The organism is Streptomyces kryoterrae, from assembly GCF_054072135.1.
In genome coordinates, this window is record NZ_CM133358.1 from 1 (window position 1) to 23,445 (window position 23,445).

Below are 23,445 nucleotides of genomic sequence, written 5' to 3' on the forward strand. Positions count from 1 at the left end.
TCCACAGCCGTCTCGGGCCTGGAGTTGATGACCGCGCTGCGCCCGCCGACGAAGGCCGTGCAGGACCCGACGACCGGGAACTGGGTGTCCGGCCACAACGCGGGCTCCCTGGGCACCGAGCCGATGGACCCGGCACCGCCGGAAGCCACCCCGGAGCACCCCGTCGTCGTGAACAGCGGCTGGACCGGCGGCTTCCTCAACGAGGAGGCGTACCAGTGGGTGCGGTCGGTGGAGACGCTGTCCGATGAGGAGTGCGTGCTGCCCTTCGCGGTGGGCCTGGACCTCAACACCGCGTTCCTCGCGGCCGCGGCCCGCCTGGTCGTCGGTCTCTCCGCCCCGGACCACTTCCATGCCCCGACGTTCAACCCGAAGATCCCCGGCTCCTGGCTCGTCGACCTCTCCCACATCGACCTGGACCCGCGCCTGCCCAGCCCGTTCACCCCGGACGGCACCAGACCGACCGGACCGGCCTGGTACCAGACGCACACCGTCGCCTACGCCCAGGAACTCGGCCACGACGTCCACCCCATCGAGGCGTACCTGCGCCGCGAGACCGGCGCCTACCTCGACCCCTGGCACGACCGATTGAAGAACGCCTACGTCGACACCCTCGCCGACCTCGGCGTCACCAAGGACCTAGACGACCGCCAGTTCCTCACGGCGATGGAGCAGCACAAGCAGGCTGACCCGGCGATGGCCGCGGTCCTCGCCGCCATCAAGGCGACCGTGAAGGGCGGCGTCGGCAAACTCCGCGAGCGTCCCCAGGGCAAGTCCTACAAGGCGGGCGAGCGATGGCCGGCCCTGGAACGCCCGACTTGGCGCCCCGACATCCGCGCCGCCGTCATCAGCAAGGCCCGGGTCAACATGCACCGGAAGTTGAACAACATGGTCAAGATGACGGGCCTGTACCCGCTCGCCGTGCTCTCCGACTGCGTCGTCTACCCGAGCCCGGGCGACAGTCCGCTGGGCTTCCTGCCGTACGCCGCCAGCGGTAAGCCGCAGCCGGGCGGATTCCGCCTCGGACCCACGCCGGGCCTGGCGAAGCTGGAGGGCGTCCAGTCGATGCTGTGGGCGGTCGACCTGATGGAGAAGGGCCTCAACCCGGCCCGCCACATCAAGGGCGGCGACGCCGTCCTCGACGAAGGAGAATAACCGGTGGGCGAGATCGACGACGCGATCGAACGCGCCGACCGGGAAAGCTTTACCCGCGAGCCGCCGAAGACGTTGAAGGGTCAGATCGGCTACCTGCTCAAGCAGTTGGGCAGCGCCAAGGCCGTCGCGCAGGAACTCGGGGTCACCGCCGACTCCGTCAACCGCTACCGGCGCGGCGCCCGCAAGCACGCCCGCGCCGACGTCGCCGCGAAACTCGACGACGCGGTACGGCAGCGGTGGCAGCCGCAGGTGCGCAAGCGCCGGCAGAAACAGGCCGCGACCTCCGGCGGCATCACCGTGGAGACCAGGGCCCGGTTCGGCTACACCGCAGCGGTCGGCACGACCGACGACGGACGGTTCCGGCGCCTGACCGTGCACCTCCCCGCGACGTACGCACAACGCCTCTTCGACGCCCGTGACACAGGGGCCAGTGACCAGGAGATGCGGGGGATCATCGCCGAGGGGTTCAAAGAGATCTACTTCCAGGACGGCGGAGGCCGCGCCGCAGGACTCTCCGACGTCACCCTCAACGACATCGACTACCTCGACCTCGACTACTGACCTGGCGCCAGCCGCGGCCCGGCACCTGCTTGTTGAGTCGAAGCACGATAGTTGTCACAAGAGACGGGGCGGGTGGGGACGCTGTTGCTGGCCGCGGGTGCCTTTCGTGTGGCCCCCCTGCAGGGTGAGATGACGCTGTCGTTCCTGGGGCGGATCGCGGACAGGTACGGCCTGACGGTGCGGAGTCTGCTGTCGTCGGATACCGAAGTGGCTGGCCAGCAGGGCGTCGTCCGGGCTCTACAGGGCGACAGTGAGGTGTTCTTGAACGCCGCGGCCCGGGACCGGGTCGCAGCGCTATGTCGTGTGCCGCAGGTGGGCTTACGCCGTGCGTTGCCGGCCTGGACGCGGGAGGAGCCGCTGGGCCCCTCGAAGGAGAGGCCGACGGCACGGCTCCACAACGGGGTCGAGACGGTTGCCGCCTGGGGCCTGCGGGCTGGTCATTGAGAATCCCGCAGGCCTTACACCTGGCGCACGGCTCTACGGATCCGCGGATCGACGGTCCGGTCGTCCGCGAAGTGGCTGAAGTGCTCCGCCGAGTCCGGCTGGTCCCGTAGGACCGCCGCGGCAACGGCCGCGGCGTCGCCCTTGAGCGACCTGAGCCAGGGGCTGATTATGTCCCGCGCGTCCCATCGGTCCCAGGCACCGTCCCACGTGCACATGGCTTGCATGGCTTCTTCCAACAGGTCCCACTGCCGCTCGGCGGCCGCGTGCGCGGCGACGCCCTGGAGCCAAACCGTCACCTGAGAGGCTTCCGCGTACTCGACCCTTCGGGTGTCGGCCCCGCCGACGTGCTCGGTCAGGGCCTGCAGGACGGTCTGTGCTTGGAGAACGCTGTGGCCGAGTGCTGGGGCAGCCAAGTGAGCTGCGAGAAGGGGAAGCTGGACGGCATACAGCTCGAAGTCGTCCGTGTGGTCGGTGAGCAGAGCAAGGAAGGCGTCGGCGGCGGCGCTGTCGCCACTGTTGGCCTGGTCAAGCAATTCCGCGGCCTTCTCCAAGGGGTCTGGCGGGATCTCAGCGTGTTCCCGTTCGATCAGAGCTACCAGGTCGCTGACGCTCTGGGGCCGGCGGGAGGGGTCCTCCTGTGTGGCGGCCCGGACGATATTGCGCCAGGGACCGGGAGCCGGGAGCAGTTGCTTGTTGGGCAGCGGCATGGTGCCGGTCAGGGCCCAGGCGATCATCCTGCCGATGCTGTAGATATCGCTGCAGGGCTGAGGCCGCTCATCGGGGTGGGTGAACAGTTCCGGGGCGGAGAAGCCTTCGGTGCCGATCCCGGCCCGAGTCCGGTCGACCTTCGTGGTCTGTCCTGCGGGACGGCGCACGGTCCCCCAGTCGGCCAGCACCCACTGTCCCTCCCACAGCAGAATGTTGGGCGGTTTGATGTCACGGTGAACCCAGCCGAGGTCGTGTGCCTTAGCTAGTACCGAGGTGAGGGCGTCGACCAAGGCCCGCAGCCGCGTGGGATCGGCCAGTGCCTGGAGGTGGTCGAATGCCGTGTCCTCGGCCCAGGGCATGACGAACCACGTGTAGTTGGCGGCATGATCCAGAATCGGCATCGCATGCGGATGGCCTGCCAGCGCCTTTCCGCAGTCGATCTCCCGGCGCATGCGGGCCGCCTTCATTCCTCCCGGTGCCTTCTGTCGCAGCTGCTTGACTGCCACAACCAGACCGGTTGCTTTGTGCTTGGCCTTGAATACGTCCGCCTGGTTGCTGTCGGGGTGGGGGCGGCTCTCCCGGAGATACGCCTTGGGATCGCCCAACGCATGGACGACGCGGGCTTCTGCGTGACTGCCCTGTCCGGGGGCAGGAGGCCCCGCGAGCGCACCGACATACGGCTGTGGAGCGGAGGTGATACGGGCGTCAGGGCGCAGTTCCGGGAAACGGGCCTCGCCGCCCCGGGTGACCTCGGCCGAGTGGGCGGCATCGTGCCCTTCGCCGCTGGGAACACCGCGTACGGGCGTCCGGGTGTCCCGGAGACTGCCGCGCGTACGCTCATGCACGCTCTGCCCTGACAGAACGTGGCTGACGCCTTGGGGGGTAATGGCGACCGAGGCGGGGTTGGTATCGATGTGTTCGATGAGGTCGCTCTCCGCCAGGTAAGCGAGCGCCTGATGCACGTCGGCCCCCGGGATATCAGCTCCGGCGAATGACGCTTCGGGTTCCATCAGAAACAGAGTCGGGTCGACGGGTGTCTGGTCTCCGGCTGTGTCGAACAGCCACCGCACGAAGGCGTCCATCGTGTAGCGCAGCCGAGCGGCGCGATCCTGTTGCAGCTTCTTGAGCCGGTACACCGCAACACGGCCTTCGTCGGTGAGATGGACATCGGGGGTGCCCGCGAGGTTGCGGGCGATGTTCACCAGGCCGCGCTGTTCCAGCTGGAGGGCCAGGACGGTCGGATCCTCGTCTTCCATCTGGAACTCGTCAACAAACTGTGTGACGTTGACATACTCCGCAGGGCGCTGCTGAGCATGAGCGTCCAGCCATATCAACAGCCGGGCCAAGATCGGACTGCCCGCGATAGTTTCGCTGCTGGCCGCAGATTCACGTTCGGCAGGCGCGTCCGCCCGGATCGGATTTCGCCGTGCCTCCTGGTGAACCTCAGCCAGCTCTTGTTCCAGGCGCTGCACCCTATGGGCGGGTCTCTTGCTTGTCTGCAGAGCCGCAGTGTGCAGCGCGCGAAGCATGTCGATGGACTCGGCGGTCGGTAAGGTGCGCCGGTCCTCCGCAACGTCGTGCAGGAGGCCGAGGATGAACTCCCACGGCGGCAGGCGACGCCCGCTGAGGTAGCGGGAAACGGTAGACGGATCGTAGGCGCGTCGGGCCGCGTAGCGGCGGGTCGAGACGCCCAAACCTGTGAAGAGGTCGCGCAGCGCAGCGACGAGCGCCGCCCATTCCGCTGGGAGATCGTCGTCAACCGGCCTCGGCTCGCTCATCGTTCTCTGCCCCCGCCCAATTCCTGCCGACACGTTCCAGATGATCGGCAGCACTGCTGCACCTGCCGCAGCACCTCGCTCCGGCCCGACTGTGGACGTACATCGTTACAGACCTGTCCGGGTCCCCCTGCGGCCCAAGGGGCACAGCCCGCACCGACAGCACTGCTGGCTTTCCCCGCGGGAGCAGCCGTGTCTATCCGGTCCGAGCTCTATACGTCGTCGAAGCTGGGCTGGCTCCATGGCTGGTCGGGGGGTGGACCTTGGGCTCCGAGAAGCCGGGTGATCTTCTCGGCTTCATCACTTGAGAGATCGGAGAGCAGGCGCGTCGTTGTACCGAGGAGGGCGTCCAGCGGTACCTGGGTACGTGCGCCGCGGGCGCTGGCGATTCCGGTGCCGAACAGGCACTGGAGAGTCTCGCCGGAGGGGATGCGGGCATCGGCTTCGATGACTCCCTCGGCCTGTCCCAGCGCGTCGCTGATGCCGTCGAGTTGGGCGTCGTGGGAGATGTCGTCGCCTGGACCGCCGTATCCGACGTGGCGGTCCGTGACGACCATGCGAAGAGAGGTCAGCGGGATGCTGAAGCGGTCGGCCCTGTTCCTCACTTCGTCGAGGCGGGGCAGGTCGTGCTCCTGCCCGGGCGGGAGCTGGCGCCGGGACTGGGCAACGAGCACATGGAAACGCGGGGTCTGCAGGATCAGTTGGCCGGCCTTCACCGCCCAGCGCCACGGGCTGATGTCCGCGTCTGCCGCGCCGGGCACGATCATGCAGACGCGGCTGGTCCAGAGCTGGATCGCCTCACGCATCAGGTGCTGAAGGTTGCCGGTGCCGGCGGCCGGGGTGCGCAGCAGGATAGGGAGGCTGATCATGCGGACGACCCGGTTCCAGAACGCGGCGTCGGTGATGTCTTCGGATTCCAGCAGGTACATCAGGGCCGTCTCGTCGAGATGGCCGACGCCTCGCTGGGGTGCGGGGAAGCTGGCGAGTGTGGATCCGCCGCCCTGCCAGAGCGCGGCGAGGAAGGTTGACATCCGGTCGGCGACGTCGGTGGTCATCCGTGCGGTGAGGGCTTCGACGGCGTCGCGGGTGGGAACGCGTTCTCCCGCACGGGCGGCCTCGGCTCCCTGAACGACCGTGTTCAGGAACTCCTCGGTCGCCGCTTTGTCGAGGGTGCCGCGGCCGCCTTCGAGAACGGAGCGGGACACGAGACGGGGAATGCCGGGAGAGTCGTCGGCCGGCTGGAGTGCGCCGAGCGCGGAAGCGTCGAGGAGCAGCGCGGTGCTGCTGCCGGGCAGCGGGGGAAGGTCTCCCTGTTGCCGTGCGGTGGGCAGTTGGCCGAGCGCCAGGAGCACCGGCCGGTCCGCACGGGGAAGGCGCTGCAGGTCGTCCTCCAGTTCGCGCTGGTCGGATGTGGTGCGCAGGTAGATGAACCGGCGCGGTGTGCGGGGTCTGCCGGGCCATTCGAGGACCATGTCGGGGACATGGGTGTGGTTGAAGAACTCGGTCTTGGTGACGGTGGCGCCGGGGTCCATGCGGCGCAGGTGCCGGGCGACGATGTCTTTGAGCCGGGTGAACATCATCCGGTCGTCGGGCTCGTCCATGGCCTGGGAGATCGACTGTTCGACGATGTTCACCACGAGCCCTCTCTGCGGGTGAGTTCGGCGGCGACGATGGCTGCCCAGTCCTTGAGCGGCAGGAGAGTTTCCTGCTTGTCCGAGAGCACGATCAGCCACAGGCGTGCGGCGACCGACTGGGCGAGGTCAACGTCCAGGAGTTTTCGGGCTTCCTCGGGGTCGCTGGTGCCGAAAACGCGGCTGCTGTGCTGAAGGACCGCGGTCTCCACCTGGCCGGGTGAGTTGAGGGTGGACCAGGAGTTCGCGCGGAAGGGTGCCCAGGTGATCCACATGAAGTGGTCGCTGAGGTGGTGCTGGGCCTGGGCAGCTACGTAGCACTTGGCGAGGAACTCGTCGAACTGGGTTCCCTGGTCGCTGGGTTGCGCGTAGTTCTTGACCTCCGCGCAGAACATGTCGTTCTGGTAGGGGTCACCGCGCATGGCGCCCCCCAGATCGAAGGAGAACGTCCGGCCTCCGTATGGCCAGGACAGAGTCAGCCGGCGACCGCAGGACTCCGAGTCCGTGTTCGCGTACGCGCCGAAGATGCGCATCGTGCCCTCGAGCCACTGCTTGGCTCTGCGGGCCCCCGAGAAGCCCTTCACCTGAGCATCTTCGCCAACCACCACAGGCGTAGCTTAGTGCGATCGGATCATCACGATGCGCTCGAACGGGCCAATCCCCGCCACAGCAACGTCCGCAGGCTCCAGAAAAGGGACACCCACGGCCTGGAGAAGCAGCAGACGACGGGCCCAGGACTGGACGGCTACTGCGAAAACACCCGCCCGGATCGGCGAACACGAGACCGTGGTGGAGTGACCCATCGAGGCGCCAGACCCAGGTGAATGCCGAGCTTGGTGTGCCAGACCAGATTCGCCACGCGTCCTCCCCCTCAAAGGACATGCTCGTTTCTCACGGTAAGGCCCGGCACAGATAATCCGGCAGACCGCGCCACGAGATCGGCGTGCGGAAATGATGGCCGACAGATGACCGCGCCCTGGCCCGGAACCGCTTCAGCTGCCTACAGAGGCGGTGCGCGGGTGGGGAAGACACCGGCGGCCGAGGCGCCATCGCACGGAGGTACAACACAGGGCCGTGAGTACGACGAAGGCCGGCGCCCGTGAGAGGGCGCCGGCCTGGTGCGGGCAGCTCACGCGCCAACGTGGATCTGCCGGGTGTCCCTGCCGCGTCGGTTGCAGCCAGTAGCAGTTCAAGGACGTTCGCGGGCCGGATAGAACCGGCCTCGTCGCGTTCTGTGGCCCACCATCACTCATAGACAGGAGCCGCGGCAAGCCGAGCATGGACATGGATGAACCATCCCGGCGCCTGAGGCGAGCGGCCAGGGCGGTGGCGTCGCCGCAGCGCTGTTCAGGCACCGGCACGACACCGGGGCGGGGCCCGAGGGGCAAGACCGCTCCTTTGGACACCACCGAGCCAAAAAACAGTCATTTCACCAGTACGGGGCATTGCGGTCGGCGATCACTCTGCGGGAACAGGCCCGGGACTGAAATGATGGAGGCATGCCCGGCACGGACGACGACGCCAATCGCCCCTGTGCTTACGGGACTTGCAGCCAGTAGCACTTCACCCCGCCCCGGTCCACCGCGCCTTGGCGCCGGGGCGCACCGAGAGGACTTCGCATGCCGACCGACACTGCCCCCGCGCCCCGCACCGAGCCCGGCCAGACGGACCCCCCGCTCCGGTTCGGCGCGCCGCAGGCGTTCACCGCCGTCTCCTTTCCCGTCCTGGGCGTTGCCCTGCACGTCACCGGGATGCCCGTACAGGACATCTTCGTCCTGCTGGGAGGCTGCGGCGCCCTGGGTGCCGCAGCGGTCATGGCCGCCGGTGGAGGCCGCCGCCGCATGGCCTCGCTGGCCGGCGCGATGCTGCGCGCCACCGCCGGGAAGTAGGCGAGGCTCCGCATGGGACGCAAGGACAAGCCCGTCGACCACAGCCGGCCCGCGCGCGGACGGCTGGCCGAACACCTGCGCAGTTGGCGGGAGGCGGCCGCAATCACCTACACGACACTGGCCAGCCGCACCGGGCTGTCGCCGGCCACACTGAAGCGGGCGGCCTCCGGGACCGTGGTGGCCAAGCGCGCCACGGTCGAGGCTTATGTCACGGGCTGCGGCGGCAGCCAGGAAGCCGTGGAGGCGGCGGACGAGTGGTGGCGCCGTGCCCGTGTCGAGGAACGTGGCCGTCTGGCTCAGCTGCATGCCCCGCGGCCCGAACTCATCGCGGACGCGGCCGACTTGAGCAGAGCGCTGGAGGCGGTGTGGGAACAGGCCGGAGTGCCGAGCCTGCGGGAGATCCGGGAGCGCTCGGGCAACCCGCTCGCACTGCCGGTCAGCAGCGCGGCCCGCATCGTCAAGCGTCACGCCATTCCCGCCGATGAACAGCAGCTCCAGGCGTTCCTGACCGGTTGCGGCATCCCGCCCCAGCGGCACATGCCATGGCTGACTGCCTTCAACAAGATCATCAATCTCTCCCCCGCCGCCACGGTGCAGGAACTGGTGGACACCTCGACCGCACGGCAGCAGGCCATCCGCCGGCGGCAGCGCAGCCTGGAAGCGGTGCATGCTGCACGCCAGATGCAGGGGCAGGAACAGGCACTGGCCGATCAAGTCGGCAGCACCTCTTGGAGGCGGCTTCTCGAGCTGCTGCCGGACGCGACCACCGAGCAGATCATCGCGAGCGGATTTCGGGACCATCTGGCAGCAGAAGCCGCCCGCAACGGCACGAGCGCACAAGGCTTCAAGTCCTGGCAGCCGGACTTCTTCCTGGAGCACGACGGCAAGCACGTGGTGTTTGAGCTGAAGAGTACGTCCAGCCCCAACAAGCCGGGGCCGCAAGCCGGCGGAGCGGTGAAGGCACCGCGCGGGCCGTCGGGCGACGGCAGCCACCCCACCGTGCGCAGGGAACCAGGCCGCGGCCCCGGGCTGCCCGCCGGGTCCCGCGGCCACGCGGCCCCCTCCACGCAGAATGCGGCCGCGGACCTGGGCGGGGCGGCGCCGGATCCTGCGGCCACCTGGTGCCTTCTGTGCCAGGAGCATGCCCACGCCGCACGCCGTGCTGCCTGAGCCAGCCAGTGGCCAGCCCGCCCCATCGCCACCGGAAGACCGAGGCCGAAGTGGTCAGCTCACGCCTGTACAACGCTCCCCGTCCATCGGGGATCTTCCGTGTCGCCCCCTTCGAGAGGGAGACGACATCCTCACTAATGGGGCGCGTCGCACATCGCTACGGGCTGCGGGCCAAGGACCTGCGGTCGTGCTGGCAGTGGCGGAACTACCCGCCCACGTACGACGGCGGGGGCGCGCGGGCCGACGCCGAGGTGCTGCTGAACACGCCCGGAGGACAGCTACTGGCGAGCCTGTGCGGCGTCACCGAAGAGGTCCTGGCGCGGGCGTTGCCGTCCTGGCACCAGGAGGACGCCAAGTTGTCGGCCGGAAGGGACGGGGTGCCGGCGGCGGCGTGGCGGACCGGCGGCGCGGTCGCCGGGCCGGTGGCGTTCGGCTGCCGCCTGTGCGCGGCCCGGCGCACGGGGACGGTCGTGCGGGTGGTGCGGTACACGCCGCGCTGGGAGCGGGTGTGTGTCGGGCACGGGCGGTGGCTGATGGACGCGGACGCCGACCAGCCTCTTGAGTATCTGGACGTGCGGGGCGTGCCGGAAGTGACTGCGGCGCAGCGGCGGTGGACGGGTGTGGCGCGGCGGGCGGTACGCGCTGGTGCGGAGCCGGAGAGGGTGTTCGCGCTGGCTTATGCGGTGGTGGCCCGGTGGTGGGAGCAGGCTCTGCACTGGGAGCGGGAGACCATCTGGCCGGGGCGGCTGCACCAGGTCGCGGGTGGCAACGCCGGGACGGAGCTGGAGCGGTGGCGGATCGTGGGCCGGGACGCGGTCGTCTTCCCCGAGGTGGTGGCCGTCGCCGACGCACTGCTGGACCCCGCCATGGCCCAGCTGGTGTGGACGGACAGCGGGGCCGGGCGGCCACGGGCGCTGCCCGCCGACGGAATGTTCTGCCGCCGACTCGGCGAGCGGGTCGGGCGGGAGTGGCTGGGACCTGTGGCCGCCACCGACTACGGCGGCCCGCTGACCTCCTGGATGGGCGCCGTCATCCGTATCCGCCGCGGCGCCGGCGGACCACCCGGATACGACAACGACCCCTGGTGGCTGCGCCAGGAACACCAGCCCGCCACCATGGCCGGACAGCTGCGGGTGCTGGGCAAGGAGAAGAAGGCACCCGGCTCGGGAAGGATGTGGCGCGCGGTGGTGCCCGCCGAACAGCGCACGCTGATCACCCGGGCCATCGAGAGCGCCGAGGAGCAACTGCTCCAACTGCGCGGAGTACAGACCGGACCGACCGCCGACGTCGCCCAGCAGCTCCTGCGCACCCTCCGCCACAGCGCCGCCCTCATCGACAACGCCTGGAAGCGGACCGCCCTGGTGGCGGCGAACGCCGGGATGCCCCTGGAAGAAATCGCCCAGTGGGCGGGAATGCCCGCCGACACCCTGATGGACATGCTCGCGGCCGGCCAGGACGACGACGGCTGACGGATCGGCGGCAGCGTGCGGGCGGCCTCCGAGAGGGCTCGTCAACCGTTAGCGCACGCGGTACCCGTTCGTGGCAGGAATCCCGGAAAACACCCTGCCTGCACGCGGATACGGATTGTCTGAAGCAGGTGATCAACGGTGGTGCAACCGGGCCCGGGGGCCGGGCGAAGCGAGTGAAGGCGGATCGGGGCGCGGGGTACGAGGCGGTCTTCCTCGACCCGGTAGGGCAGGTGGTCCAGCAGCGGTGGGCGGACGCGGCCTTGGCGGTGGCCTTCGAGGACCTGCCGCCCGTCTCCGCGTTCCCGGCAGTGCCGGGGCGGCGGTGGGGGCCTGGGCTGTGGTGGTCGGCGACGACCGGACGGCACGTATCTGCCGGATCGAACGCGATGCGCATCCAGTTGATGGCCCTGGACCGCGACCCGGATGTGACCGCCCTGGCCGGGCGGCCGGTGCGGCTGCTGTGGCGCACCCCCCGCGGGCAGGTCCGCTCCTGGGTGCCGCAGCTCTTCGCCCGCTACACCGACGGCACCGCCCTGCTGGCCGACTGTCCCAGCCACCCCGACGCCGGCGGCGAACGCGCCCTGGGCGCCGCCCAGGCGGTAGCCGAGGCGTGCGCGCACATCGGCTGGACCTACCGGCGCCTGACACCGCTCGACGACGTCCTGGCCGCCAATCTGAAATGGCTGGCCGGCTACCGCCACCCCCGCAACCAGGGCAGGCCCGGTCTGATGACGGCATTCCTTGAGGCCTTCGCGCGGCCGCGGCCGCTGATCGAAGGCGCCCAAGCAGCCGGCGACCCGATCGAGGTCCTCCCCGCCGTCTTCCACGCCCTGTGGCACAGACAGCTGACGACCAACCTGGATACGCCGCTGCACGAACGCGTCCTGGTCAGCCCGTGCGGCTGGAGCGGCCTGGACAAGACGGACGGCGCCGGGTGAGCGCGCGGCGCAATGCCCGGCCTGCGGTGAAGGTCGGGGCGCATGTCCGCTTCCGTGGCGTGAAATGGCAGGTGGTCGCTCTGGCCGGGCAGGACATCCACCTTCTCGGTCCGGACGGCGGCGGTGAGGCCGTGCTCGCCGGGCACCTGTTCGCCGACCCCGGCTTCACCGTCATCGGGGCCGACGTGCCCCAGGCGGCCCCGCAGTGGGGGCTGTTCGAGAGCGCCCCCGCCGCGGCGCGCGAGAAGGCGCTGGCCTGGCAGCGGCACGTCAGGGAAGTCGAATGCGGCCTTGCCGGCGGGCCCGGCAGCGAAGGGGCGGTGCGGCCGCAGTACGACCCCGAGCAGCACACGCTGGCCGAGCGGGAGCAGGCCAAGGCCCAGGAGCTGACCGCGCTCGGCTTCGGCCGCGTCTCGCGCACCACGGTCCAGCGCATGCGGCTCGCCTACCGCAAACAAGGCCTGTGGGGGCTCCTCGACCACCGCAGCACCCGTGCCCCCAGCCCCACCGGGCGGGCCGACGAACGGGTCGTCGCCGCCGTCCGCGAGGCGCTGCGCCGACGGCGCGGCCGCTCCAGGGGCACCATCAACGGCCTGTTCCCCCTGGTCAACCAGATCCTTCAGGACCGGCACGGCCCCAACGCCGTGCCGACGCCGTCCCAGGCCACGCTGTACCGGCTCGTCACCACCCTCGCCCGCCCCGGCGAACTGCCCAGTGGCCCCGTCCGACAGACCTCCGCCAGCTTCGACGGACGCGCCTTCACCCCCACCACGGCACTGCGGCCCGGCGAGCAGGTCCAGGTCGACACCACTCGCCTGGACGTCCTGGCCCTCTTCGACGACGGCACCCTCGCCCGCCCCGAACTCACCATCGCCATCGACGTCGCCACCCGCGCCATCCTCGCCGCCGTGCTGTGCCCCAGCGCGACCAAAGCCGTCGACGCCGCCCTGCTGCTGGCGGAGATGGCCGTCCCGCACCCCGCCCGCCCCACCTGGCCCGACATCCTGCGCATGGACCACGACCGGGCACTCCCCCACCAGCTGCTGGCCACGCTGGATGAGCGTCTGGCCAGTGCGGCGGCCCGGCCGGTCGTCCTGCCCGAGACGATCGTCGTCGACCGGGGCAAGGTCTTCGTCTCCCGGGCGTTCACCGCCGCCTGCGAAACCCTCGGCATCAGCGTCCAGCCCGCCCCGCCGTTCGCCCCCACCGCCAAAGGCATCGTCGAGCGCGCCTTCGGCACCATCAACCACCTGTTCTGCCAGCACCTGCCCGGCTACACCGGATCCGACGTCACCCGCCGCGGCCCCGACGCCGAACAAGAGGCCTGCTACAGCGTCCCCCACCTGCAAGACCTCCTCGACGAATGGCTCGTGCATTACCACCACCGCCCCCACGAAGGCCTGCGCCACCCAATGATGCCCCGCAAAGCCCTCACCCCCAACCAGATGTGGGCCGCGCTGATCGCCGTCGCCGGATACGTCCCCGTCCCGCTGACCGGCCACGACTACCTCGAGCTGCTGCCCGTGCGCTGGCAGGCCATCACCGCCTCCGGCATCCGCATCCACCACCGCACCTACGACGCGGACCTCCTCGCCCCCCACCGCGGCCAGCCCTCCCCGGTCGCCGGCCGAGGCGGGAAATGGGAGATCCACCACAACCCCCACGACGTCCGCCAGATCTGGGTGCGTCTACCCGACGGCGAACTCACCGAAATCCCGTGGATCCACCGCGACCACGTCCACCAGCCGTTCAACGACCGCACCTGGCAGCACATCAGAACCCTCGCCCTGCACGGCAACCACGGCGATACAGAGCAGTACGAGGCCGACCTCGCCGACGCCCTCGACCAGCTCATGCGCCGCGTCCACAGCGGCCACGCCACCAAGACCGAACAGGCACTCGTGGCCCGCACCACCGCCACTGCCCTGCCCTCAGCCCGCCGACCAGACCACGACACCAGCCAGGGCGCCGACGACCCAGCGTGGGACGAGGACGACAGCATCGACGACCTCGACGACCTCCCCGACGACGACACCCCTCCCGCCGCGGCCACCGGATTCGGGCTCTACGACGCACACGAGGAAGCCGACAAATGGTGAACACCAGCCCACACCCCACGGGGCAGGACCCGACCAGCACACCAGCCGGCACGCGCCACGACAGTGCCGACAGCGGCGGGGCGGCCGCACCGCCGTGGCCCCTGACGACCTGGCAGGGCTGGCACCGCTTCGCCACCACCGACCCGCCCGCCCCGCCCCAACCCGGCCAGCCGCCCCGCAGCACCGACGAACGCCTCGCCTACCACTCCGCGTTCGTCACCATCCGCACCCCCGCGATCAGCGAACTCGCCACCCAGGTCCGCACCCTGATGATCCTGGGCCGCCACCAACAGGCCACCGCACGGCCCTCACTGATCGTCACCGGACCCGCCGCAGCCGGCAAAACCACCGCCCTCCTCCACGTCGGCCGCGCCTGCCACCTCGCCCACACCCGCAAAAACCCCACCCCGCCCGGATCAGCACACGCGGCGGTACCCGTCGCGTACGTCCTCGTCCCGCCCGGCGCCACCGCGAAAACCCTCATCACCGAATTCGCCCGCTACCTCGGCATCCCCACCACCACCCGCATGACCCAGACCCAGATCACCGACGCCGTCTGCCACACCTACACCGCCGCCGGCATCCAACTCGTCCTCATCGACGAAATCCACCGCCTCAACCCCCGCACCACCACCGGCGCCCAAACCGCCGACCTCCTCAAAGACCTCACCGAACGCCTCCGGGCCACGTTCGTCTACGCCGGCATCAACCTCCCCGACACACCCCTCTTCACCGGCGTGAGAGGCGCCCAACTCGCCGGACGCGCCACCCTCATCACCTGCGGCCCCCTCCCCGCCCGCCACGGCCAACACCAACCCTTCCGCGACGTCATCACCGACATCGAAAACAACCTCGACCTCCACCACCACAAACCCGGTACCCTCCCCCGCCACACCCCCTACCTCCACCAACGCACCGCCGGCCGCATCGGATCCCTCACACGACTCATCCGCCAAGCCGCCATCACCGCCATCCACGACGGCACCGAACGCATCACCAAGCAATCACTCGACACCATCCGCCTCGACCACCTCGCCGAGCAACACCACCGCCCCACCCGAAGCCGCTAACACCCCACCCATCAGCCAGTACCAGCCCTGACCAGCACAAACCCAAGCCGGGCCTTTTCACGCTAGAGCTACCTTCAACGAACCCAGCCCCGCTCAGCACACAAGACACAACCCCAGCTCACACACCCAAGCCTCCCCACCGAAGCCGCCCACCTCGCCTCTCAGCAAACCAGCAACACACCAGGCCAGCCGCCACTCCGTACACCAACCAGCCCCCCTCCAAGCGTCAGCTGCTCGTGGTTCCCGCCGCGTGGGTCCATGGCATCTCCCGCGTGTCCGGTCAGGTGTGCGGGCTCGTGGTCAGGCGTCCGGGGCGATGATCTTGATCCCGCTGCTGAGGTGCGGGCGGACCGTGTACTCGCCATCCGGAGACGGCCGGTGCGGTCCCCCGTCCTCGGTCTCGCTCACGCCGATGACGGGCCAGAAGATGCCTTCCCCGTCCATGACCCAAGCGGCAATGGGCGCGGTGTACGGCGCGAAGGGCCCGAACGATCGGCCTGCACCTGCCGCCGGATGGCCTCCACTGCGGGCAGGATTCGCCTGGGATGGTCACGCAAGGCGATGTCGAGACGAAGCAGTGCCCGTCGGATGGGATCGGGCTGCCGTGCGAAGGGCGCGGTGCGCGCGACGGAGGGGGTGACGGTCACGATCGCCCGCTCCACCGAAGCGGTCACCTGCTGCGCCGCAGGGGCCGACGTGCGGACGGCGACGGGCTGGTCGTGTGAAGCAGGCTCTCGGGGGTCAGGACGACGTCGTCCAGGCTTCCCCAGGTGGTGCCCTCGCCGGGGAGCTCGGTGCCGAACCGCATGGTGCGGCCGCCCCCGGGGCGGTCGTCGAAGCGGATCCGGTGAACGTAGCCGCGCTGGGCAAGCGCCCCCGGGGTCATGAGTACGCCGGGCCCCAGGATGGTCTCCCATGCGTCATTGTCCCGGGCGACGGGCCGGTTACGGTCGAGGTGGACCAGGAGTGACCGCCCGTCCTCCAAGCCGATCATCACAGCGGACCCGAGAGGCTCGGGGTAGGTGAACTCGGCAGCGATGCCGAGCTCTCGCAGCCAGGACGCCAAGTGGGCCTTGGAGAAGAGACGGTCGGCGCTGTCCTTGCCGCGTTCCCTGCGCCCGCACCTATGGTCGCAGTCGACGCTTCGGTGTGGGCGAAGTGGCAGATCTTGCCGGTGCACCGCCTGGTCATGAGCTGACGGCCACAGCCGCCCTCGAACATGGTGCCGCACCAGATGGTGACGTTCTCGTGCTCACGCCAGAAGGCATCCAACTCCTCAGGAGTTTCGGGACACAGAGCCGGCTCGTCAGAGTCCGGGCTGCCGACATCCGACCTGTCCAAGGATGCTGGTCAGACCGATCAGGATTCACCCGCCTCGCCTGGCCGGCCGTCTGGGCCTTGTACGGCCCGCCTCACCGGGACGCGGGTCGTACAAGGCCCTGCCTCCCGGGCCGAACCGCCCCAACTCGGTCTGCAGAGAGACGCCGGTGTCGATCTCATCCGGCGTCCAGCCGGTGACTTTCAGGAGAAGCCCGTCCAGCGGCCCACCCGTCAGCTCCACATAGACCTGCCCCGGCCGCGCAGCAACTGCTCATCGTCGCCGTTCATCCGCTCACCCTCCCAGCCGTCACTGACAGTGCGTCCCGAGGGGACTGGGTGGCCGCTCTCCGGCCGCCGCACCGGCGGGCGGCCCCGGCGCGGCGGCCCCGCCCGGCGCGCAACTGGCGAGCGCGCCCCGATCCCCGGCAGCGTCCGCCCATCCCGCCCTCCCTCACTCCTCAACTCCAGCCAGGGACAGGGGCAAAGCGGCCGCAACGGGGACGTCAGGGCCCCAACCACACCCGCACGATGGGGCTGACCTGCACAGACGCGGCAACGTCGGGACACCGCGCGCAAGAGAAGACGCAAGAGATCGTGCAGGAGAAGGCGCACGGGTGGGTGCACGAGATGGTGCCGCGCGGCAGACCGGAGCGCGGTTCGAACAGCAGTACCTTTGGCTCGTGGCAGCCTCGTACGACTTCCCCCAGGACCTGACCGACGCGCAGGACGACCTCCGTCAGGTCCGCGCCGAACTGCACACCCTCTACCAGCGGGTGCAGTGGTCGGCCGAACCGCTGGACGCCTGGGAGACGCACGAGAACGCCTGGCGTCCGGCGTCCCGCCCCGCCTCCCTCGGCTGGGACACTCAGGACGCGGCGGAGATGGCCCGGCTACGGGCGCGGAAACTCGAACGCGCCACGGCGATCGTCACGCACGCGTACTGGAGCGAGTTCACCGCGGCCGACGTCCTCGCGGCCCGTACCGCGCTCAAGCATCACACGCCCGAGACGGCCGACGCCGCCAACTAAGCCGCCGACCGCTCGCTCAGCCGGTCGGCCGTCGCGCGCACGACCAGGTCCAGGACGTCGTCCAGGGCCAGGCGCAGGGCCCGCCCGTCCTCGGACACCGCGCGACTGGGGGAATCCCGCACGGCCGCGCACCGCGCCCCGACCACAGCGAGCCGCACGCGCACGATCCCGGGCCGGCCACGCGCAGCCCGGTGAGGACGACCAGGACCTGCGCCCAGTCCTGGGGATCAGGCGCGGGTGGCGGGGGTGGCCGGCAGCAGCGCCGCAGCAGCCCGGACGGTAGCGTGCAGCGAGTCGTGGACGGTCACGTCCGGGCGGGCGAGCCGCAGTTGCTCGACAACGTCCAGGAGGCGCGGGTAGTCCGGGTGCGCGCCGACCGCCAGGCGGGTACCGCGGGCGGCATGCGACCCCAGCTCGTACAGGGCGATGGGCTGGATGGCCTCCGCGCAGAACCAGAAGAGGATCACGTCGGCGACCCGCAGGTGCTCGTACTCCCACGTGGTCTGCTCCCGTGTGGCTTCGGCCTCGCCGACGGGGAACACGGCGCGTCGGGGGTTGATGACGACTGCCGGTGAGCCGATCGCGTCCAGCTGCAGGACGGCCCGGCACTGCCAGTCGGGGCATCCGGTGATCCCACCGCCCAGGAAGACCGACGGGGCGTCCCCGCTGTAGGGGGCGGGGGCCTCGATGTAGCGCAGGGAGCGGGGCGGCAGCAGCGGGAACCCGTCGACGGCGATCGCGTCCAGCAGTTCCCGTATGAGCGTCTGGGCATCGGGACTGCCGGAAGGGTAGGCGCGCAGCGCGGGGGCCAGCCTCCAGGCACCGAGCTCCGGGTGCGGGCGCAGCATCTGCTCGATGGACTCGGCACTCAGGACGCCGCCGGCGGCCAGTCCGTCCGGGCCTCCGTCGGTGCTCGCCTGCGCGGACAGGATCCGTGCCCGGTGTTCCTCGGTCGCCCCCGGCTTCCACCGGCCGTGCACGTAGTCGGCGGTCAAGGCGTCGGCCAGGAACTGCAGTTCATCCGTCACACCGGTCAGCGTACGAAATGGCGCACCCTGCGGATGGCGTTCGATGACGTGCTGCGCCGGATCGGGCGCTGCCCGGCCTGATGAGCCAGCGGTGCCTGGACGTCCGCCCTGCCCTGCCACTTCCAGCCGTGGAGGTCAGGAAGGTGATCAGGGACTGTCGCCGCCCCAGTCCCAGCGGGCCGGGTCGCCGGGGCGCGGGTCGTACAACGCCCTCCCACCAGGGCCGAAGTGCCCCAGCTCGGTCTGGAGGGAGACACCGGTGTCGATCTCGTCCTGCCTCCAGCCGGTGATGTCGAGCAGCAGCCCGTCCAGCGGCCCGCCGACCAGTTCGGCGTAGGCGCGGCCGGGGCGGGGACCTGGGTGAGGGTCGTCTGTGTCGTGACCGTAGACCCGGCCTCGCAGCAGCTGCTCGTCATCGCTGTCCATACCGTTCAGCCTTGCAGCCGCCACTGACAACGCGGGCTTGTCCAAGCGGTCCTGGGCAAGCCCGACGCTACCGGTGTGGCCCGGGTCAGGTCCGGAAGCGGGAGAACCAGCCGCCGGCCTTCTGGTCGGCGTGCGCCGCCTCCGTCCCCTGGCGCTCCTGCTCCTGGCACTCGCGTTCATCCGAGCGTGCCTGCTGCTCCGCTTCGAGTGTCCGGTACCTGCAGTTGTCGCACAGATGCGGGTGGCTGTCCCCGTGATCCCATTCGACCGCGGTGATGGCCTTCCACCGGTCATCGGTGAACTTCTGCCCGCAGTCCCCGCACACCGGGCGCTGCGCCTCACGTTCGGCGGCTTCCTGCGCTAGGCGGCGCCGCGCGTCTTCGGCGCGGCGGGCGAGGAAGGCATCCCGGCGGGGGTTGCCGATCGCGTCCCAGAGGTTCTGGTAGCCCTCGCGGCCGAAGCGCTGGAACGCGGGCCCGGCAGGGCGGTGCTCGCGCAGCAGCTCCAGCGTGGTCGCCACGATCGGCATCTTCCCGTCGTAGATGCGGAAGCCGCCTTCGGCCCACTGGCCCTGCCAGTGCTCGCGGGTGAGGTCGGCGACCCGCTCCATCTGCTACAGCGCGGACCGCTTGCCGACCTGGTGGAAGACGACCAGGACCGGCGGGTGCGTCGCGTCCCCCCACCCGAGATCGGGCGCGGACCATCGGGTGCGCCACATCGGCTTCTCGTGGCCGTCGGTGTCCTTCGCCCTGCGGTGGAAATGGCGCAGGTACTTGTCGAACTTGACCGCGATGACCGGGGCTTCCCCGGTGCAGTCGCCGGCCATGATGAACAGCAGCGACAGCCCGGCCTCCGGGGCAGTGAGGACGACGTCGGCCCACACGCCTCCCACGCCGGGGTTCTTCCACGTGCCCGTCGACGGGAGGGCGACCTCGGTGGCGTAGAAGGTGATGGTGCCGATCCCGTCAGGCGCATCAACGGCTGCCCGGGCGGCGACGGCTCCGGCCGGCTCACCGGCCACCAGGTCCAGATCGGGCTTCGGACGGATCATCGCGATCACCGTCTCGTTAACCGTCATCGCATGCGACGCACCCGAGCAGCCCGCGCTCTTGAGCATGCCGCCCATCTCCTCCAGCCCCCAGTCCAACTCAAGCCCGGCGGCGGACGCGAATCCGGGCCGGAGGCGCTGCAGGCGTACAGGAGGACCAAGTCGGTCGTCATCTCCCTCGCCTGCCCCCGACAGGGCCGACTCCGAGCGCCTGGCCGCCGCCGGCGGGCCCTCCCGGCCGGATCGGCCGGGTGAACTCCGTTCCCGGCGCTTAAGACCGGAGGTGAGCCGGGGGCATGGCGGCCTGGCAGTAGGCGTTGTCGCCCGGGCCGTGGACGTCACCGTTGAACGTGACCCGGTACGGGCGGTTCGGCGCGAAACGGCGGCCGGTGGTGCAGCCGACCGCGCCCTCGTTGTGCATGCCGTTGACGACCCGGGCGCTCAGGTGCCGGCGCAGACCGTGGTCGGTGCTCAGGTCTGCAGAGGGAAGGGGCGGTGAGGTCGGCGCGGGACCAAGGCGGTGGACTGCGGCGGTGGAGCCGCCCTCGACTGCCTCACGTCCCGCCTGAGCGGCGCCACTTTGCAGGAAGGTGAGCCCGCAGCTATCCTCATATTCAACAATGCGACTAGGTGCCTAGTTGTTTATCGATGGCCGTGTGCCACTTCTATCAGCAGCGTTGACGAGAGGCGGTCGGCCCCGTGTCGAGCAGTGGGTATCTGCGCTATGTCGCCCTGGGCGACAGTCACACCGAAGGGCTCGGGGACGGCGACGACGTCCGTGGTCTTCGGGGCTGGGCGGACCGGCTCGCCGAGCAGGTCGCCCGCCACAGCCCCGGCCTGCTCTACGCCAACCTCGCGGTGCGCGGCCGTAAGGCCGGTCAGGTGCGCGCCGAACAGCTCGCTCCGGCTCTCGCGATGCGGCCCGACCTCGCCACCGTGGTGGCTGGGGTCAACGATGCGTTGCGCCCGGGCTGCGACCTCGACGAGGTGGCCGGTCATGTCGAGGCGATGTTCGCCGCCCTCACGGCGCAGGGCGCCACAGTCGTGACCCTCATGTTTCCTGATGTCGGGCGTATCACGCCGTTGGCCCGACCGATCGGTCACCGTGTTCTCGCACTCAACGCGCGCATCCGGGAGGCCGCCGACCGCCACGGCGTGGTGGTGGCAGAGACGGCCGCGCACGCGGCGGCGACCGATCCGCGGTTGTGGAGTGCTGACCGGCTGCACGCCGGCCCGCTGGGACACACGCGCATCGCGGCTGCCGTGGCCCAGGCGCTCGGTCTGCCGGGCAGCGACGACAAGTGGACCCTTCCCCTTCCGGCCGAGGGGACAGACATCTCTGCCTGGAGGACCGTGGGTGCCGAAGTGCGCTGGGCCGGCACCTTCCTCGGCCCTTGGGTCGGCCGCCGCCTGCGGGGCCGCTCCTCCGGCGACGGCCGCCAGGCCAAGCGGCCGGCGCTGCTTCCGGTGGCCGCGTCCGCTGGGGACACCTCCCCATCGGTGTGATGCTCTGGCTTGCGACGACGCCGGCGGCTCCTCGTGCTGAACTGCTCCTCACCGGACGGGAGCTGGAAGTGAGTGACATCCATCCCTTCGCGTACTGCGCGCGAAGCGTCTGCGGATCGCCAGCGACGTAGTCGTAGGCGTCGTGGCACTGCTGTTCACCGTGCTACGTCAGTCCGACATCACCCCCTCCAGTCACCTGCACAAGCTGCTCATCGACCGGCTGGCGCGGACGAGGGGGCGAAGGCCGGTGGCAGCAGACCGACCTCGGAGTGCGGATCGTCCAGCGATCAAAAGTCCTCTGTTCCGCGCGCTCGTCGCCCCGCGGCTTTCACCGTCGCCGCACTCACCAGCCCCGAGGAGCCCCGAGGCGGCGCGCTACGGCGTCCGCCCGACACGCGCCGTGCTGGCCAGTCGGCCTATGCGCAGGCAGGCAGGGAGCTGACCGCTCAGGCAGAGCCGGCCGCTGCCGTACTCCTGCTGCTGACCGACCCGACCGTGGCGCAGGTCCGGCACAGGCATCCGCTCTCCCACAGCGGCCTGGGCCTGAGTGCCTTCTCCTACTCGCTCGTCCTCGTCGCCTCGGCATGCTCGCCGCCAATGTCATCAGCGGCCACCACAGCCCGCTACTGCGGGCGACCCGGGTACAGGCCCTGGCCCTCAGCAGCACGCTCATGCCGGGGACGGCTGTTCATCACGATCTTCTGCATCGCCATGGCGGTACCGACGTCCGGCGCCACGGTCCCCCTCAAGGCACTCCCCGGTTTCCACCGCCCCCTCGGCAAGTTCCAGCCCCTGCGTCAGATCACCGGCGTCGTCCGCTCCATCCTCTACTACGACGCCCAAGGCGACGCCGGACTGCCCCGAGGCTGGGTGATCCCGGGCTTGGGACTCGCGGTCGCGTACCTCTTCGGCTTCGGCGTGACCCGGTTCTACGCCGCAAGGGACTGCATCGCAATCCCGCCGACAAGGAACCGCAGCCGATCCTCGCTCGCACACAGACCGACAACCCCTGAGAGGCTGGGCTGCTCACGACCGTCCAGCTACTAACTTCTTTGACTAAATGTGTGGGTGGGACCGCCGCAGTCAGCCGTCGGCCCGGAGCACGGTTGTGCGCTGTTCGAGCCTGCGCAGCGCCATGTCCCCCCACTGGAGGGTCTCCCGCTCGAACGACATCCCGCGCAGCAGGGTGAGATACGGGCCGATGCGCTCGGCCTCGGCGAAGTACGCCTCCTCAGAGCGCCCGTCGAGCAGGCGCTGCCGGAGCCGCTCGTAGCGGGCCAGCTTGGCGGTGGCCCACTCCATGCGCTCGGTAATGGAGGTCCGGACCGCTTCCATGTCGCCCGCGTCCAGGCACTGCACCTTGACAAGCAACTCGTCCCGGATCACCGCCGGTTTACCCAAGGGCTCGGCGGTGTAGGCGTGGACGGCCTTCCACCCGGCCTCCGTCAAGGAGAACAGTCGCTTGTTGGGGCGGCGCTCCTGCTCGACGACGCGGGCCGTGACGAGTCCTTCGGCCTCCATGCGATCCAGCTCCCGGTAGAGCTGCTGAGGCGTCGACATCCAGAAGTTGGCGACCGTCGCGTCGAACGCCTTCGCGAGGTCGTACCCGGACGCCTCGCCCTCCAACAGCGCGGCCATCACCGCGTTCCGCAAAGCCATGGATACACGCTAGCAGATTAATCAACAAGGTGACTAATGGTCACCCTATCCCTGTAGACAACCCCTAACGAGCCCTCTACCCTCCAACACACCTATTCATATTTTTGAGTATCAAAGGTGGGCTCATGCATCCCTTCCGCAAGGCCGTCGAGAGCGGCGACCCGGACGCCGTGGCCGCTCTGCTGGCCGACGACGTCGTCTTCACCAGCCCCGTCACCTTCAAGCCGTACCCGGGCAAGGCCATCACCGCGGCGATCCTGCGCGGCGTGCTCCGGGTCTTCGAGGACTTCACCTACATCCGTGAGATCGCCAATTCCGACGGCCGCGATCACGCCTTCGTCTTCACCGCCACCGTCGCCGGCAAGCAACTCCAGGGATGCGACTTCCTGCACTTCGACGACGACGGGAAGATCGACGAGTTCACGGTGATGGTGCGCCCGCTCTCCGCCGCCCAGGCGCTCGGCGAGGCCATGGGCGCCCAGTTCGAGCAGATCGCCCGAGAGGCCGCCGAACAGTAACCACGA

Annotated in this window: 24 protein-coding genes and 3 pseudogenes; 13 read left to right on the forward strand and 14 right to left on the reverse strand. The window is 69.9% G+C overall.

Annotation, left to right across the window (positions count from 1 at the left end; translation table 11 throughout):
• The 3 genes and pseudogenes from tap to ACW4TU_RS00015 all read left to right on the forward strand — a co-directional run.
• Positions 1–1,152, forward strand: a pseudogene (gene tap, locus ACW4TU_RS00005) (telomere-associated protein Tap); the annotation flags it as partial.
• Positions 1,153–1,155: 3 nt separating this feature from the next.
• Positions 1,156–1,713, forward strand: a complete 558-nt coding sequence (gene tpg, locus ACW4TU_RS00010; protein ID WP_457423305.1) for a telomere-protecting terminal protein Tpg — start codon at positions 1,156–1,158, stop codon at positions 1,711–1,713.
• Between the two features lie 585 nt (positions 1,714–2,298).
• Complete coding sequence (locus tag ACW4TU_RS00015) at positions 2,299–2,457, forward strand: hypothetical protein (protein WP_457430617.1); 159 nt, start codon at positions 2,299–2,301, stop codon at positions 2,455–2,457.
• Between the two features lie 446 nt (positions 2,458–2,903).
• On the opposite strand, the pseudogene ACW4TU_RS00020 reads toward ACW4TU_RS00015, so the two are convergent.
• From ACW4TU_RS00020 to ACW4TU_RS00030, 3 genes and pseudogenes are all read right to left on the reverse strand, one after another.
• Positions 2,904–4,643: pseudogene (locus tag ACW4TU_RS00020) on the reverse strand (protein kinase domain-containing protein); the annotation flags it as partial.
• A gap of 209 nt (positions 4,644–4,852) precedes the next feature.
• On the reverse strand, positions 4,853–6,277 hold the full coding sequence (locus ACW4TU_RS00025; RefSeq protein ID WP_457423307.1) for a hypothetical protein: 1,425 nt from the start codon (positions 6,275–6,277) through the stop codon (positions 4,853–4,855).
• Positions 6,271–6,879: a hypothetical protein gene (locus ACW4TU_RS00030; RefSeq protein WP_371572151.1), complete on the reverse strand. Its 609-nt coding sequence runs from the start codon at positions 6,877–6,879 to the stop codon at positions 6,271–6,273. The genes ACW4TU_RS00025 and ACW4TU_RS00030 overlap by 7 nt, the downstream gene beginning before the upstream one ends.
• A gap of 1,011 nt (positions 6,880–7,890) precedes the next feature.
• Between ACW4TU_RS00030 and ACW4TU_RS00035 the strand changes: the two genes are divergently transcribed.
• From ACW4TU_RS00035 to ACW4TU_RS00060, 6 genes are all read left to right on the forward strand, one after another.
• Positions 7,891–8,160, forward strand: coding sequence for a hypothetical protein (locus ACW4TU_RS00035; protein WP_457423302.1), 270 nt, complete (start codon positions 7,891–7,893; stop codon positions 8,158–8,160).
• Between the two features lie 12 nt (positions 8,161–8,172).
• The gene (locus tag ACW4TU_RS00040; protein WP_457423300.1) at positions 8,173–9,330 is read left to right on the forward strand and encodes a helix-turn-helix domain-containing protein; all 1,158 of its coding nucleotides are present in this window, start codon (positions 8,173–8,175) and stop codon (positions 9,328–9,330) included.
• Between the two features lie 137 nt (positions 9,331–9,467).
• Entirely contained in the window at positions 9,468–10,799 is a 1,332-nt protein-coding gene (locus ACW4TU_RS00045; RefSeq protein ID WP_457423298.1) for a DNA-binding protein, read from the forward strand.
• Between the two features lie 173 nt (positions 10,800–10,972).
• The gene (locus ACW4TU_RS00050) at positions 10,973–11,737 is read left to right on the forward strand and encodes a TnsA-like heteromeric transposase endonuclease subunit (RefSeq protein ID WP_457423296.1); all 765 of its coding nucleotides are present in this window, start codon (positions 10,973–10,975) and stop codon (positions 11,735–11,737) included.
• The gene (locus tag ACW4TU_RS00055; RefSeq protein WP_457423294.1) at positions 11,734–13,836 is read left to right on the forward strand and encodes a Mu transposase C-terminal domain-containing protein; all 2,103 of its coding nucleotides are present in this window, start codon (positions 11,734–11,736) and stop codon (positions 13,834–13,836) included. Before ACW4TU_RS00050 ends, ACW4TU_RS00055 begins: the two co-directional genes overlap by 4 nt.
• A gap of 101 nt (positions 13,837–13,937) precedes the next feature.
• A complete protein-coding gene (locus ACW4TU_RS00060) occupies positions 13,938–14,906 on the forward strand; it encodes a TniB family NTP-binding protein (RefSeq protein WP_457430616.1) in 969 nt (322 codons plus the stop codon).
• A 300-nt stretch (positions 14,907–15,206) separates the two neighbouring features.
• Here the strand turns inward: ACW4TU_RS00060 and ACW4TU_RS00065 are convergent, their stop codons facing one another.
• From ACW4TU_RS00065 to ACW4TU_RS00075, 3 genes and pseudogenes are all read right to left on the reverse strand, one after another.
• A complete protein-coding gene (locus tag ACW4TU_RS00065; protein WP_457423292.1) occupies positions 15,207–15,350 on the reverse strand; it encodes a hypothetical protein in 144 nt (47 codons plus the stop codon).
• Positions 15,351–15,576: 226 nt separating this feature from the next.
• Positions 15,577–16,086: a hypothetical protein gene (locus tag ACW4TU_RS00070; RefSeq protein ID WP_457423290.1), complete on the reverse strand. Its 510-nt coding sequence runs from the start codon at positions 16,084–16,086 to the stop codon at positions 15,577–15,579.
• A gap of 186 nt (positions 16,087–16,272) precedes the next feature.
• Positions 16,273–16,485: pseudogene (locus ACW4TU_RS00075) on the reverse strand (hypothetical protein); the annotation flags it as partial.
• A gap of 421 nt (positions 16,486–16,906) precedes the next feature.
• Here ACW4TU_RS00075 and ACW4TU_RS00080 point away from each other — a divergent pair.
• Positions 16,907–17,254 carry a hypothetical protein gene (locus ACW4TU_RS00080; protein WP_457423288.1) on the forward strand — a complete coding sequence of 116 codons (348 nt, stop codon included), beginning with the start codon at positions 16,907–16,909 and terminating at the stop codon, positions 17,252–17,254.
• Here ACW4TU_RS00080 and ACW4TU_RS00085 read toward each other — a convergent pair.
• The 6 genes from ACW4TU_RS00085 to ACW4TU_RS00110 form a co-directional block, all read right to left on the reverse strand.
• The gene (locus tag ACW4TU_RS00085; protein ID WP_457423286.1) at positions 17,251–17,412 is read right to left on the reverse strand and encodes a hypothetical protein; all 162 of its coding nucleotides are present in this window, start codon (positions 17,410–17,412) and stop codon (positions 17,251–17,253) included. The two genes, ACW4TU_RS00080 and ACW4TU_RS00085, sit on opposite strands and share 4 nt — an antisense overlap.
• A 69-nt stretch (positions 17,413–17,481) precedes the next feature.
• Positions 17,482–18,282, reverse strand: a complete 801-nt coding sequence (locus tag ACW4TU_RS00090; RefSeq protein WP_457423284.1) for a nucleoside 2-deoxyribosyltransferase domain-containing protein — start codon at positions 18,280–18,282, stop codon at positions 17,482–17,484.
• A gap of 147 nt (positions 18,283–18,429) precedes the next feature.
• Positions 18,430–18,708 carry a hypothetical protein gene (locus ACW4TU_RS00095; protein WP_457423282.1) on the reverse strand — a complete coding sequence of 93 codons (279 nt, stop codon included), beginning with the start codon at positions 18,706–18,708 and terminating at the stop codon, positions 18,430–18,432.
• An 85-nt stretch (positions 18,709–18,793) separates the two neighbouring features.
• Positions 18,794–19,318 carry a hypothetical protein gene (locus ACW4TU_RS00100; protein WP_457423280.1) on the reverse strand — a complete coding sequence of 175 codons (525 nt, stop codon included), beginning with the start codon at positions 19,316–19,318 and terminating at the stop codon, positions 18,794–18,796.
• A gap of 3 nt (positions 19,319–19,321) precedes the next feature.
• Complete coding sequence (locus tag ACW4TU_RS00105; RefSeq protein ID WP_457423309.1) at positions 19,322–19,825, reverse strand: hypothetical protein; 504 nt, start codon at positions 19,823–19,825, stop codon at positions 19,322–19,324.
• Between the two features lie 202 nt (positions 19,826–20,027).
• Entirely contained in the window at positions 20,028–20,177 is a 150-nt protein-coding gene (locus ACW4TU_RS00110) for a hypothetical protein (RefSeq protein WP_457423311.1), read from the reverse strand.
• Positions 20,178–20,455: 278 nt separating this feature from the next.
• Between ACW4TU_RS00110 and ACW4TU_RS00115 the strand changes: the two genes are divergently transcribed.
• Positions 20,456–21,262, forward strand: a complete 807-nt coding sequence (locus tag ACW4TU_RS00115) for an SGNH/GDSL hydrolase family protein (protein ID WP_457423313.1) — start codon at positions 20,456–20,458, stop codon at positions 21,260–21,262.
• Between the two features lie 375 nt (positions 21,263–21,637).
• Here the strand turns inward: ACW4TU_RS00115 and ACW4TU_RS00120 are convergent, their stop codons facing one another.
• Positions 21,638–21,781: a hypothetical protein gene (locus ACW4TU_RS00120; RefSeq protein ID WP_457423315.1), complete on the reverse strand. Its 144-nt coding sequence runs from the start codon at positions 21,779–21,781 to the stop codon at positions 21,638–21,640.
• 192 nt (positions 21,782–21,973) lie between these two features.
• Between ACW4TU_RS00120 and ACW4TU_RS00125 the strand changes: the two genes are divergently transcribed.
• On the forward strand, positions 21,974–22,309 hold the full coding sequence (locus ACW4TU_RS00125; protein ID WP_457423317.1) for a hypothetical protein: 336 nt from the start codon (positions 21,974–21,976) through the stop codon (positions 22,307–22,309).
• Between the two features lie 36 nt (positions 22,310–22,345).
• Here ACW4TU_RS00125 and ACW4TU_RS00130 read toward each other — a convergent pair whose 3' ends face one another.
• Positions 22,346–22,921, reverse strand: coding sequence for a PadR family transcriptional regulator (locus ACW4TU_RS00130; protein WP_457423319.1), 576 nt, complete (start codon positions 22,919–22,921; stop codon positions 22,346–22,348).
• Positions 22,922–23,046: 125 nt separating this feature from the next.
• Here ACW4TU_RS00130 and ACW4TU_RS00135 point away from each other — a divergent pair, with 125 nt between their 5' ends.
• The gene (locus ACW4TU_RS00135; protein WP_457423321.1) at positions 23,047–23,439 is read left to right on the forward strand and encodes a nuclear transport factor 2 family protein; all 393 of its coding nucleotides are present in this window, start codon (positions 23,047–23,049) and stop codon (positions 23,437–23,439) included.
• Positions 23,440–23,445: the final 6 nt, after the last annotated feature.